Genomic DNA, 12,272 nt, shown 5'->3' on the forward strand with positions numbered 1-12,272 from the left:
TCACAATCAGCCGCATGTTCTGGACGCTTCCCACCATCATGACCTGGACGCGCATCGTCGCGATCCCCCTGATCGTCGGTGTGTTCTACCTGCCCATCGCGGAGCCGATGCGCAATCTCATCGCCACGGTGATGTTCATCGTGTTCGCGGCCACCGACTGGCTCGATGGCTACCTGGCCCGCAAGCTCAACCAGACATCGGCGTTCGGCGCCTTCCTCGATCCGGTAGCCGACAAGTTCCTGGTCTGCGCGTCCTTGCTCGTGCTGGTGCACCTGCAGCGCGCCGACGTGTTCGTGGCGCTGATCATCATCGGCCGCGAGATCGCCATTTCCGCGCTGCGCGAATGGATGGCGCAGATCGGCGCCGGCAAGAGCGTGGCGGTGCACATGATCGGCAAGGTCAAGACCGTCGTGCAGATGGTCGCGATTCCGTTCCTTCTGTTCAACGGCAAGCTGTTCGGCGTGATCGACACCGGGATCTGGGGCCAGTGGCTGATCTGGATCTCGGCCGTGCTCACGGTCTGGTCGATGGTTTACTACCTGCAGAAGGCGATTCCTGAAATTCGGGCGCGGGCGAAATGACGGCCGGCGGCCGCGCGGCCGCGTGGCTGCGCCTGATGCCTGCGGTGTTCGTACTGATCTGGAGCACCGGCTTCATCGTCGCGCGCTACGGCATGCCACACGCGCCACCCCTCAAGTTCCTCGTGGTGCGCTATGCGCTCTCGCTGCTGTGCTTCGGCCTGTGGGTGGCGGCGACGCGCGTGGCCTGGCCGGTGCAGCGGGCGCAGTGGCTTCACCTCGCCGTCACCGGCATCCTGATGCAGGCCGGGTATCTGGGCGGCGTATGGGCCGCGGTCAAGGCCGGCATGGGCTCGGGACTGGTCGCGCTGCTGGTCGGTCTTCAGCCGGTGCTGACGGCGATATGGATGTCGATGCATGGCGGGGCCATCACAAGGCGCCAGTGGGCCGGTCTCCTGCTCGGCTTCGCCGGACTGGTGCTGGTGGTGTCGCGCAAGCTCGGCCAGGGCGGCGAGGTCAATGCGCTGACGATGGGGCTTGCGGTGTTTGCGCTGCTGTCGATCACCGCCGGAACGCTTTACCAGAAGCGTTTTGTCGCGCCCTGCGATGTGCGCAGCGCCAGCGCGGTGCAATTGGCTGCGGCACTCGTGGTGACGCTGCCGTTCGCGCTGTTCGAGACCGGCGCAATCATGTGGAATGCCGCCGTGGTCGGCTCGATGGCCTGGTCGGTGCTGGCACTGTCGCTGGGCGGCGCATCGTTGCTCTACATGCTGATCCAGCGCGGCACCGCGACGGCCGTGACCAGTCTGCTGTACCTGGTGCCGCCGTGCACCGCGGTGATGGCATGGCTGCTGTTCGACGAGCCGATCACGCTGGTGACGCTGGCCGGCATCAGCCTGACCGCGGTGGGGGTCAGCCTGGTGGTGCGCAGCGCAGCCCCGCCGTCCTAGGCTTTGGCGCGCCGCGGCTTCGGTCGCACTGACGCCTCGAGCTTCCACGGCTCGGTGCGAAACGCCTCCACCAGAAAGTCGATCAAGAGGCGCACGCGGCGCGGCGTCTTCGGCCGCCAGGGCGCGACCCAATGGATGTCGGCCTCGGGCATGGCGTAGTGCGGCAGCACGCGCACCAGTTCGCCCGACGCGAGCTGCGGGGCGATGTCCCACAGGCTGCGCAACATGATGCCGCGACCGTCGAGGCACCAGTCACGCACCATTTCACCGGAGTTGCTGGCGAGGGCGCCCTGGACGCGGATGCGCGCGGTGCTGCCGTCGCGCGCATGGCGCAGCGTCCAGAGGTCGAACGGACGCGGCTGCGCGCTGCCGTTCTCGCGTGCCACCAGGCAGTCGTGCGCGGCCAGCGCCGGCAGATCCGCAGGCAGGCCGCGCCGTTGCAGATAGGCCGGTGACGCGGCCAGCACACGCTGGTTGCGCGCGATGCGCCGCGTGACCCAGTCGCTCGCATGCCTGTTCTGCACGCTCCAGAGCCAGATCGCGCCGTCGTAGCCCTCGGCCCCCAGGTCAGGCAATTGCTCCGTGAGCTGCAGTTCGACCTTCAGGGCAGGGTGCAGGGCCTGAAAAGCGGCCAGCGCCGGCCCGACCCAGCGCCGGCCAAAGCCGAAGGTCGCGGCAAGCCGCAAGGTGCCGTTCAATGCGTTCTGACGTTCTGCCAGCTCAGTCTCGAGCGCCGCAAAGCGGTCGAGCAGGCCATCGGCGTGCTGGCAGAGCGCCTCGCCTTCGGTGGTAAGGCTCAAGCGGCGCGTAGTGCGCTCGAACAGACGCTGACCCAGTTGGGTCTCGAGCGCGCCGAGCCGCTTGGTGACCACCGAAGGCACCACGCCGAGCGCGAGCGCCGCGCCCGCCAGACTCCCGTGACCGCGAATGGCCTGCATGAGCTCCAGATCGCCGCGATCGATTCGTGCCATTTGGGAAATTATAGGTTTATGCATTGTTGCTTGATGCGCTGGCTCGTGCCACGCACAATCCCTGCGTGCTCGATTCATTCACGCCTTTCGATCTGCATCGCGGCCCGGTTCGGCTGCATGGCCGCATCGGCGGCCGCGGTGCGCCGCTGCTGCTGTTGCACGGCCATCCGCAGACACATGCGATCTGGCACCGCGTGGCGCCGGAACTGGCCGACCACTTCACGCTGGTCATGATGGATCTGCGCGGCTATGGCGATTCGGGTCGACCGGCCGGCGGGCCCGACCACGCGGCCTACAGCAAGCGGGAGATGGCGCTCGATGCGCTGGCCGTGATGCAGCAGCATGGCTTCGAACGCTTCGGCGTGCTGGCGCACGACCGCGGTGCACGCGTCGCCCATCGGCTCGCGGCCGACCATCCCGACGCGGTCGATCGCCTGCTGTTGCTCGACATCGCTCCCACGCTCGCGATGTACCGCGATACCAGCGAAGCCTTTGCGCGCGCCTACTGGCACTGGTTCTTCCTGATCCAGCCGCCGCCGCTGCCCGAGGCGCTGATCGAGGGCGACCCGGCGCGCTACATCCGCAGCGTGATGGGCAGCCGTCATGCCGGGCTCGCGCCGTTCGCGGCCGAGGCCCTTCTGGAATACGAGCGCTGTGCCGCGATCGACGGGACAGCGCACGCGATCTGCGAGGACTACCGCGCGTCCGCCTCGATCGATCTGGCGCACGATCGCGCCGACGTTGCCGCCGGGCGCCTGCTCACGCAGCCCCTGCAGGTTCTGTGGGGCGAACACGGCGCCGTAGGCCGCTGCTTCGACGTTCTGACGCTTTGGCGCGAACGTGCAGTGAGGGTGTCGGGCCATACCTTGCCGTGTGGCCACTACCTGCCCGAAGAGGCGCCGCAACAAGTCGCCCAGGCGGCGTTGCATTTCTTTCCAACTTGATCCCAAGAGACTTCCCATGAGCACCCAACGCATCGCAGTGATCGCCGGCGACGGCATCGGCAAGGAAACCATGCCCGAGGGCATCCGCGTGCTGGACGCGGCCGCACGCAAGTTCGGCATCGACCTGAAGTTCGACCATTTCGATTTCTCGAGCTGGGACTACTTCGAGAAGCACGGCAAGATGCTGCCCGACAACTGGAAAGACCAGATCGGCGGCCACGATGCCATCTTTTTCGGAGCGGTCGGCTGGCCCCAAAAAATTGCGGACCATGTGTCGCTCTGGGGCTCTTTGCTTTTGTTCCGGCGCGAGTTCGACCAGTACATCAATCTGCGTCCCGCACGCCTGATGCCCGGCATCACGGCGCCCGTGGTGCGGCGCGATGGTTCGCGGCGCGAGCCCGGCGAGATCGACATGTACATCGTGCGCGAGAACACCGAAGGCGAGTACTCCAGCATCGGCGGGCGCATGTACGAGGGCACTGCTCGCGAGATCGTGGTGCAGGAGACGGTGATGTCGCGCATCGGCGTGGACCGCGTGCTCAGGTTCGCTTTCGAGCTCGCGCAGTCGCGCCCGAAGAAGCACCTGACCAGCGCCACCAAGTCGAACGGCATTTCGATCACCATGCCCTACTGGGACGAGCGGGTGGTCGAAATGGCAAAAAACTATCCCGGCATCACGCTCGACAAGTTTCACATCGACATCCTGACGGCGCACTTCGTGCAGCGTCCGGAGTTCTTCGACGTGGTTGTCGCGAGCAACCTGTTCGGCGACATCCTGTCCGACCTGGGCCCGGCCTGTACCGGCACCATCGGCATTGCGCCGAGCGCCAACCTGAACCCGGAGCGCACCACGCCGTCGCTGTTCGAGCCGGTGCATGGTTCGGCGCCCGACATCGCCGGCAAGGGCATCGCCAACCCGATCGGCCAGATCTGGTGCGGCGCGATGATGCTTGAATTCCTCGGCCACAAGGCGGCGCACGATGCGATCCTCGCTGCGATCGAGGCCGTTCTCGCGCCCGGAAGCGGCGCACCGCGCACGGCCGACATCGGCGGCACGGCCGGCACCATCGATCTTGGCAAGGCGATTGCTGCCGCGCTTTGAAGAGGACTTCACGAAACGCCTCTAAAATCGCGGTGTTCGCTGTGCTACGCGGCCCTGGTTCGTCTTGACACCCCGTAGACCAGTGGCTTTAATCCCTGTCGGCAGTGCGCTGCCGACGCGCCGCAACTGCCATCCTTCTTCCCACCGCGCCGCACGGCACCACTCAGGGGTCGGTCATGCAGTTGGCGGCACACCCGACAACTTTTTTCCGACAAGAGGCCCTTGTGAACAAGACCGAATTGATTGAGCACATCGCAAAAAATGCCGATATTTCCAAAGCTGCGGCCACGCGCGCGCTGGAGTCCACCATCGGCGCGATTCGCACCACCCTGAAAAAGGGCAACTCGGTTTCGCTCGTCGGTTTTGGTACTTTTGCAGTGGGCAAACGCGCTGCCCGCACGGGTCGCAACCCGCGCACCGGCGCAGCGATTAAAATCAAGGCCGCCAAGATCCCGAAGTTCCGTCCCGGCAAGGCGCTGAAAGATGCGCTGAACTGAGACATCATTCCCGGTGGGGTGCTTAGCTCAGCTGGTAGAGCGGCGCCCTTACAAGGCGTAGGTCGGGGGTTCGAGCCCCTCAGCACCCACCAAACGATGCAAAGGCGAACACGTTGTTCGCCTTTTTTGTTGCCCGAGTCGATGTCTCGGCCGCTTCAATAGAGAGAGTGTTCAATGTTTGATTTCTTCCGCAAGCACACCAAGATCGTGATGGCGTTCTTGTTCTTGCTGATCATTCCGTCGTTCGTGTTTTTCGGCGTGGAGCGCTATAGCCAGAGCGACGGCAAGGGTGAAAAGGTTGCGCGCGTCGACGGCCACGACATCACGCGGCCCGAGTGGGATCAGCAACACCGCAACGAGGTCGATCGCATTCGGCAGCAGTCGCCCAGCATCGATGCCGCGCTGCTCGATTCGGACGCCGCCCGCTACGCCACGCTCGACCGCATGGTGCGCGATCGCGTGCTGCGGGCCGCGGCCGACAAGACCCATATGACCGTGTCGGAGGACAAGCTCGCGCGAATCTTTGCGCAGGATCAGGGGCTTGCCGCGTTCCGCGGTGCCGACGGCAAGTTCGACCGCGAACTGTTCATTCGAACCACGCAGCAAACGCCAGAGCAGTACGAAGCATCGGTGCGGGCGCAACTCGCGACGCAGCAGGTGCTGCAGGGCGTTTCCGGCTCGGCTTTCGCGACCAAGGCTCAGACCGAGGCGACGATCAACGCGTTCTACGACCGGCGCGAGGTGCAGGTTGCCCGCTTCAACGCAGCCGATTTCGCCGCGAAGGTCACAGTCAGCGATGCAGATCTCGAGACCTACTACAAGGACCATCCGGCGCTGTTCCAGGCACCTGAGCAAGCCGCGGTCGAATATCTGGTGCTCGATCTGGATGCGGTCAAGAAGAACATCGCGGTCAGCGAGGCCGACGCCAAGGCGTACTTCGAGCAGAACAAGGCGCGCTTCGGCACGAAGGAAGAGCGCCGCGCGAGCCACATCCTGATCACGGCACCGGCCAGCGCGCCGGCCGCCGAGCGCGACAAGGCCAAGTCCAGGGCCGAGCAGTTGCTGGCCGAAGTGAAAAAGTCACCCGCCAGCTTTGCCGACATCGCGCGCAAGAACTCGCAGGATCCCGGCTCCGCGGAGAAGGGTGGCGACCTCGATTTCGTGGCGCGCGGCGCGATGGTCAAGCCGTTCGAGGATGCGATGTTCGCGCTCAAGAAGGGCGAGATCAGTGCCGTTGTCGAAACCGAGTTCGGCTATCACATCATCCATCTGACCGACATCAAGCCGGAGCAGGTGCCGCCGTTCGAACAGGTTCGCGCGCGCATCGAGGACGAGGTTCGTGCCCAGCAGGCGACGCAGGAGTTCGCCAAGGCGGCCGAGACTTTCACCGATCTCGTGTACCAGCAGCCCGACAGCCTGCAGCCGGCGGCAGACAAGCTCAAGCTCAAACTCCTGACCGCAACCAACGTTGCGCGCACGCCGGCCGCAGGTGCCACGGGCGCGCTCGCCAGTCGCAACTTCCTGGGTGCGTTGTTTGCGGCCGACTCACTCGAACGCAAGCACAACACCGAAGCGATCGAAGTCGGCCCGAGTCAACTCGCGTCGGGTCGTGTGGCGAAGTACGCTGCGGCGCGCACGCTTCCATTTGCCGAGGTCAAGGACAAGGTTCGCAGCCAGTTGGTGGCCGAGCGCGCCGCCGCGCTGGCCAAGGCCGAGGGCGAGGCCCGGCTCAAGGCCTGGCAAGCCGATTCGGCCGGCGCCACGCTCGCCGCGCCGGTAACCGTGTCGCGGCTCGAAACCCAGTCGCTGCCGGCACCGGTGATCGAGGGCGCGCTGCGGGCCGATACGTCCAAGCTGCCGGCCTGGGCTGGGGTCGACCTTGGCGCCCAGGGCTACGCGGTGGTGCGGGTCAACAAGGCGGTGCCGCGCGCACCTTCGACGCCGGAAATGGCGCAGCAGGAGGCCGGGCAATTTGCGCAGGTCATCTCTGCCGCCGAAAACGCGGCCTACTATGACTTGCTGAAGCAGCGCTACAAGGCAGAAATCCTGGTGCCGCGGCCGGCCGAGCCAGCACGCTAGTTTTGACGCTACAATCGCAGGCTTCTTTGGTGGCTGTAGCTCAGCTGGTAGAGTCCCAGATTGTGATTCTGGTCGTCGTGGGTTCGAGTCCCATCAGCCACCCCAAATAACATTGAAACGCGCCGGTCGCTTGACGGGCGCGTTTTTTTTTTGGCGCGCCGGCGGTTGCAATTGGTTTTGAATTAAAATTTTTCCTTTCAATTCCGAGGAAGCCCGCAATGACCTCTCTTGCCGACATCAATTCGCAGATTCAGAAGCACGACGAGCAGATTGCGCAATTGCGCAAGCAAGCCGAAGAGCTGCGCAACAAGGAGCGCGGCGCCGTGATCGAGGAAGTGCGCCAGAAGATTGCGGAGTACGGTTTGTCGGCGGCCGATCTCAAGTTGAGCCCGCGTGCGGCTGCTGGCAAGCGGAGCGCGGGCACCTCGCCGGTCAAGGCAGCTGCCAAATACCGCGGCCCGAATGGCGAAAATTGGTCGGGTGGTCGCGGTCGCAAGCCCCGCTGGGTGACGGAAGCGCTCGCTGCGGGCAAGTCGCTGTCCGAGTTCGAAATTTGAAGCGCGTTCGGCGCCATTGAAAAAGCCCGCAGTCGCGGGCTTTTTCAATGGGCAGCAATACGCTGAGTCTCAGTTCACCATCACCAACTTGCCCTTGACACCGCGCGAGCCCATGTGGGCATAGGCCGCTTTCAATTCCTTCATTGGCATGGTGCTGTCGATCACGGGCTTGATCTTGCCCGCGCCATACCACTGGGCCAATTCAGCCATCATGGCCGCATTTGCCTTGGGCTCCTTCTTTGCAAAATCGCCCCAGAACACGCCGACCAGCGAAGCGCCTTTGAGCAATGGCAAATTCAGCGGGAGCGACGGAATCGGGCCGGCCGCGAAACCGACGATCAAATAGCGGCCGCGCCAGCCGATCGAGCGGAATGCAGGCTCGGCGAAGTCGCCGCCGACCGGGTCGTAGATCACATCCGGGCCCTTGCCGTCTGTCGCTGCCTTGATCGCATCGCGAAAACCGGTCGGCAACGCGTGCGTGGTGTAGTTGATGGTGGCGTCGGCGCCAATCGACCGGCAGAGTTCGCATTTTTCATCAGTCGACGCGGCTGCGATCACACGCGCACCCGCGGCCTTGGCAATCTGGATCGCGGCCGTGCCGACACCGCCTGCAGCGCCGAGCACCAGCACCGTCTCGCCGGCTTTCAGTTGCGCGCGGTCGATCAGGGCGTGCCACGAGGTTGCGTAGATCATGATGAAGGCGGCCGCATCCACGTGGCCGAAGCCGGCCGGCAACGGCATGCAGAGTGCTGCTGGTGCCAACGTGTGGGTGCCGAAACCGCCTGTGCCCGACAGGCAGGCCACGTTCTGGCCGACCTTCAGGTGCGCGACGCCTTCTCCGACCGCTTGCACCACGCCCGCGTACTCGGAGCCCGGCACGAAGGGCAGCGGGGGCTTGATCTGGTATTTGTTCTGCACGATCAGCAGATCGGGAAAGTTGAGGCTTGCCGCCTTGATCTCGATCAGCACCTGGCCCGGGCCGGGTTGCGGTGTCGGAAGTTCTTTCCAGGTCAGCGCATCGACGCCGGTCGGGTTTTCGCAAAGCCATGCATGCATGCAGAGGTCTCCTTTGGGGGCGGCCATGATACGTTCGGCCCGCGCAGCGCCGATGTCTCAGGCGTGACCAACCGCAACCCTAGAATGGCGCACCGATCGACGCCATGAAAATTCTCATCTCCAACGACGACGGCTTCCAGGCTCCCGGCATCGTCGCACTGCACGCAGCGCTGAAGGACATCGCCGAGGTTGAAGTCGTCGCCCCCGAACACAACAACAGCGCCAAGTCGAATGCACTCACGCTGGCGGCGCCGCTCTATGTGCACAAGGCGCACAACGGCTTTCGCTACGTGACCGGCACGCCGGCCGATTGCGTGCACATCGCGCTCAAGGGCTTGCTCGACTACCGCCCCGATCTCGTGGTCTCCGGCATCAACAACGGCGCCAACATGGGCGACGACACCATCTATTCGGGCACGGTCGGCGCTGCAATGGAAGCCTACCTGTTCGGTATCCCGGCCATTGCCTTCTCCCAGACCGAAAAGGGCTGGGCCCACATCGACGCGGCAGCCGAGGTCGCTCGCCGGCTGGTGCAGCAGATCGAGCGCGAACGAATGCACGAGGGGCCGGCCTTTCTGCTCAACGTCAATGTGCCGAACCGGCCGATGGGCGAACTGCAGCCGGTCAAGGTCTGTCGGCTCGGCCGCCGCCATGCGGCAGAGAAGGTGATCACGCAGGACAGCCCGCGCGGCGAAACGATGTACTGGATCGCCGGTGCCGGCGGCGCCAAGGACAGCGGCGAAGGCACCGACTTCCATGCGACCAACGCCGGCCACGTAGCACTGACGCCGCTGCAGATCGATCTGACCGACCACGCGAACCTCGGTGCATGGCGCGACGCGGTGGCGCGGCTCGTCGCCTGATGGCCACGCAACGCCCGAGCTTTCCGGTTCGGCTGACGCCCACCGCATCGGCCGTCACCCGCGGCCGTGCGTCGGCCGTGCCGGTTCGTCCGACCGTGGTCAGCAGCACGCCGTCGATGGCGTCGGACGCGGTGCGCGCGCGTATGGTGCAGAAGCTGGCCGGACAAGGGATTGCCGACGCCCGCGTGCTGCGCGCGATGGGCACGGTCGAGCGGCATCGCTTCGTCGACAGCGCGCTGGTGAACCAGGCCTACGAAGACACCAGCCTGCCGATCGGTCTGGGTCAGACCATTTCCAAGCCGAACGTGGTGGCGCGGATGATCGAGTTGTTGCTCGGCGCCCCCGCGCTGGCCGGCAAGCCGAATGACCGGCTCGGCCGCGTGATGGAGATCGGCACGGGCTGCGGCTACCAGGCTGCGGTGCTGAGCCACGTGGCGACGGAGGTCTACAGCATCGAGCGCCTGCGCGGCCTGCATGAGAAGGCGCGCTCCAACCTGCGTCCGTTCCGGATCGCGACACTCCATCTGCTGCTGGGCGACGGAATGATCGGTTTCGCCAAGGGCGCACCCTACGCAGGGATCATCGCGGCAGCGGGCGGCGAGGCCATACCGGACGCCTGGACAGACCAGCTGGCGGTGGGTGGGCGCATCGTGGCGCCAACCCATTCCGCGGCGGGAGGGCAGGCCCTCGTTGTCATCGACAAAACGGCTCGTGGACTCGAGCGCCGCATTCTTGAGGCGGTTCACTTTGTCCCCCTAAAATCGGGTATCGCTTGAAGGAAGAACACATGCAGGGTTTTGGCAATCGGAGCTGGGTCGCCGGCATTTCGCTGGTGTTGACGCTCGTGATTGCGGGTTGTGCCTCGCCACGCAATCCCGCACCGGTCGAAGACCGCGGCACCATGACCAAGGCACCGGCACCCGCGCTACCGGGGGTCTCGCCAATGACGGTCGATTCGCAGGGTCGTCCGCTGGCCGGCATCGAAAACTATGGCAAACCCGGCTACTACGCGGTGCGCCCCGGCGACACGATCCGCCGCATCGGCACCGAGACCGGGCAGCGCTGGCAGGACATCGCGCGCTGGAACAACCTCGACAACCCCGACCAGATCGAAGTGGGCCAGGTGCTGCGCGTGGTCGCACCGACAGGGGCCACCGGGGTGGCGACTGCACCAGCAACCCCGCCCGGCACCACCGATGCCGCGGGCGTGACGACGCGCCCCGTCACCCAGTCCACCGTTGCACCCGCGACCGCCGCGCCCGTCAAGCCGCCTGTCACCACCTCGTCGGTCGCACCCGCCGCGGCAGCATCCGGCGACGAAGACGTGGGCTGGATCTGGCCGGCGCAGGGCAATCTGATTGCCGGCTTCGACGAGGCCAAGAACAAGGGGCTCGACATAGCCGGCAAGGCGGGCGAGCCGGTGCTTGCATCGGCTGACGGCCGCGTGGTCTATGCGGGTGCGGGCTTGCGCGGCTACGGCAACCTGATCATTCTGAAGCACAACAACACCTACCTCACGGCCTACGCCCACAACCAGACGCTGTTGGTCAAGGAAGACCAGTCTGTGCAAAAGGGCCAGAAGATCGCCGAGATGGGCAACAGCGACGCCGACCGCGTCAAACTGCATTTCGAGATCCGTCGTCAGGGCAAGCCGGTCGATCCGGCGCGTTACCTGCCAGCGCGGTAGCGCCTTTGCAAACCCTCACCCGTCCGCACTATGTGGGCGGAGTTGAGGTGTTGGAAAGGTGGTGCTCCCGGTCTCGCGCACAAGGGCTGCGACGATCGCGGCCTCGAGAGGGCGTTATGGCATCCGGTAGCGATGGAGATCCTCCGCGATCTCGCGAAGACGAGCCCCTGAACGGTCTCGAGGGTGGTGATTCGCTCACGCGCTACCTGCGCGAGGTGCGGCGCACCCCACTCTTCACGCCCGAAGAAGAGTTCAAGACCGCATGCGAAGCCCGGGCCGGTGACTTCGCGGCGCGTCAGTCCATGATCGAACACAACCTGCGGCTGGTGGTCAATATCGCCAAGGGGTACCTCGGCCGCAGCGTGCCGATGGCCGACCTGGTCGAGGAGGGCAATCTCGGCCTGATGCACGCGATCACAAAATTCGAGCCGGAGCGCGGTTTTCGCTTCTCGACCTATGCGACCTGGTGGATCCGTCAGTCGATCGAACGCGCGGTGATGAACCAGGGCCGCGCCATCAGGTTGCCGGTGCATGTGGTGCGGGAGCTTCAACAGGTGCTGCAGGCCCGCCGCACGCTCGAAGCAGACGCAGATTTCCTCGCACACCGTCCCGAAGGCGTGCGGGTCGAAGACGTTGCCGCCTTGCTCGGGCGCGAGGTGCAGGAGGTGGCCGATCTGCTGGCGCTGGCCGAGACGCCGCGCTCGCTCGATGCGGGCAGCGAACGTGGGGGCGACGAGAGCTTCAGCCTCGCCGACACCGTGGCCTCCGACGACGACGCGGCCGATCCGACCGGCGTTACGCAGGCCCACGAGGTCGAACGACTGCTCGACAACTGGATCGACACGCTCAGCGCGCGTGAGCGCGAAGTGCTCGAAGGCCGTTACGGGCTGCACGACCGCGAGCCCGAGACGCTGGAGATCCTGAGCGTGCGCCTTGGCCTCACGCGCGAGCGGGTGCGGCAGATCCAGAACGAAGCGCTGGCCAAGATGCGGCGCCACCTGACGCGCGCCGGCGTCGGGCGCGACGCGCTTTTCTAGCGGACGGGCGG

Annotated in this window: 13 protein-coding genes and 2 tRNA genes; 13 read left to right on the forward strand and 2 right to left on the reverse strand. The window is 65.4% G+C overall.

Annotation, left to right across the window (positions count from 1 at the left end; translation table 11 throughout):
- The first annotated feature begins 14 nt into the window (after positions 1-14).
- Together pgsA and ACSFA8_RS04230 are read left to right on the forward strand one after the other, a co-directional pair.
- On the forward strand, positions 15-581 hold the full coding sequence (pgsA, locus tag ACSFA8_RS04225) for a CDP-diacylglycerol--glycerol-3-phosphate 3-phosphatidyltransferase (protein ID WP_435478249.1): 567 nt from the start codon (positions 15-17) through the stop codon (positions 579-581).
- Positions 578-1,468 (forward strand): DMT family transporter, encoded by an 891-nt coding sequence (locus ACSFA8_RS04230; RefSeq protein ID WP_435478250.1) that lies wholly within the window; start codon positions 578-580, stop codon positions 1,466-1,468. The genes pgsA and ACSFA8_RS04230 overlap by 4 nt, the downstream gene beginning before the upstream one ends.
- Here ACSFA8_RS04230 and ACSFA8_RS04235 read toward each other — a convergent pair.
- Positions 1,465-2,430: a LysR family transcriptional regulator gene (locus ACSFA8_RS04235; RefSeq protein ID WP_435478453.1), complete on the reverse strand. Its 966-nt coding sequence runs from the start codon at positions 2,428-2,430 to the stop codon at positions 1,465-1,467. The genes ACSFA8_RS04230 and ACSFA8_RS04235 overlap by 4 nt on opposite strands.
- A 74-nt stretch (positions 2,431-2,504) precedes the next feature.
- On the opposite strand from ACSFA8_RS04235, the gene ACSFA8_RS04240 reads away from it, so the two are divergent.
- The 7 genes from ACSFA8_RS04240 (at position 2,505) to ACSFA8_RS04270 (ending at position 7,618) form a co-directional block, all read left to right on the forward strand.
- Complete coding sequence (locus tag ACSFA8_RS04240) at positions 2,505-3,383, forward strand: alpha/beta fold hydrolase (RefSeq protein WP_435478251.1); 879 nt, start codon at positions 2,505-2,507, stop codon at positions 3,381-3,383.
- A gap of 16 nt (positions 3,384-3,399) precedes the next feature.
- Positions 3,400-4,485: a tartrate dehydrogenase gene (locus ACSFA8_RS04245; RefSeq protein ID WP_435478252.1), complete on the forward strand. Its 1,086-nt coding sequence runs from the start codon at positions 3,400-3,402 to the stop codon at positions 4,483-4,485.
- Between the two features lie 224 nt (positions 4,486-4,709).
- The gene (locus ACSFA8_RS04250) at positions 4,710-4,982 is read left to right on the forward strand and encodes an HU family DNA-binding protein (protein WP_068642416.1); all 273 of its coding nucleotides are present in this window, start codon (positions 4,710-4,712) and stop codon (positions 4,980-4,982) included.
- Positions 4,983-4,998: 16 nt separating this feature from the next.
- A tRNA-Val gene (locus tag ACSFA8_RS04255) sits at positions 4,999-5,074 on the forward strand.
- An 82-nt stretch (positions 5,075-5,156) separates the two neighbouring features.
- Positions 5,157-7,061, forward strand: coding sequence for a SurA N-terminal domain-containing protein (locus tag ACSFA8_RS04260; protein WP_435478253.1), 1,905 nt, complete (start codon positions 5,157-5,159; stop codon positions 7,059-7,061).
- A 29-nt stretch (positions 7,062-7,090) separates the two neighbouring features.
- Positions 7,091-7,166, forward strand: a tRNA-His gene (locus ACSFA8_RS04265).
- 113 nt (positions 7,167-7,279) lie between these two features.
- Complete coding sequence (locus tag ACSFA8_RS04270; protein ID WP_435478254.1) at positions 7,280-7,618, forward strand: H-NS histone family protein; 339 nt, start codon at positions 7,280-7,282, stop codon at positions 7,616-7,618.
- A 69-nt stretch (positions 7,619-7,687) separates the two neighbouring features.
- Here ACSFA8_RS04270 and ACSFA8_RS04275 read toward each other — a convergent pair whose 3' ends face one another.
- The gene (locus tag ACSFA8_RS04275) at positions 7,688-8,674 is read right to left on the reverse strand and encodes an NADPH:quinone oxidoreductase family protein (protein WP_435478255.1); all 987 of its coding nucleotides are present in this window, start codon (positions 8,672-8,674) and stop codon (positions 7,688-7,690) included.
- A gap of 104 nt (positions 8,675-8,778) precedes the next feature.
- On the opposite strand from ACSFA8_RS04275, the gene surE reads away from it, so the two are divergent.
- The 4 genes from surE to ACSFA8_RS04295 all read left to right on the forward strand — a co-directional run bounded on the left by surE (position 8,779) and on the right by ACSFA8_RS04295 (position 12,261).
- Positions 8,779-9,537, forward strand: coding sequence for a 5'/3'-nucleotidase SurE (gene surE / locus ACSFA8_RS04280; RefSeq protein ID WP_435478256.1), 759 nt, complete (start codon positions 8,779-8,781; stop codon positions 9,535-9,537).
- Complete coding sequence (locus ACSFA8_RS04285) at positions 9,537-10,313, forward strand: protein-L-isoaspartate(D-aspartate) O-methyltransferase (protein ID WP_435478257.1); 777 nt, start codon at positions 9,537-9,539, stop codon at positions 10,311-10,313. Before surE ends, ACSFA8_RS04285 begins: the two co-directional genes overlap by 1 nt.
- An 11-nt stretch (positions 10,314-10,324) precedes the next feature.
- Complete coding sequence (locus ACSFA8_RS04290; RefSeq protein WP_435478258.1) at positions 10,325-11,224, forward strand: peptidoglycan DD-metalloendopeptidase family protein; 900 nt, start codon at positions 10,325-10,327, stop codon at positions 11,222-11,224.
- A 116-nt stretch (positions 11,225-11,340) separates the two neighbouring features.
- Positions 11,341-12,261 (forward strand): sigma-70 family RNA polymerase sigma factor, encoded by a 921-nt coding sequence (locus ACSFA8_RS04295; protein ID WP_435478259.1) that lies wholly within the window; start codon positions 11,341-11,343, stop codon positions 12,259-12,261.
- The last annotated feature ends 11 nt before the right edge of the window (positions 12,262-12,272 follow it).

The sequence above is a fragment of the Variovorax nitratireducens genome, from assembly GCF_051216545.1.
Classification (GTDB): domain Bacteria; phylum Pseudomonadota; class Gammaproteobacteria; order Burkholderiales; family Burkholderiaceae_C; genus Variovorax.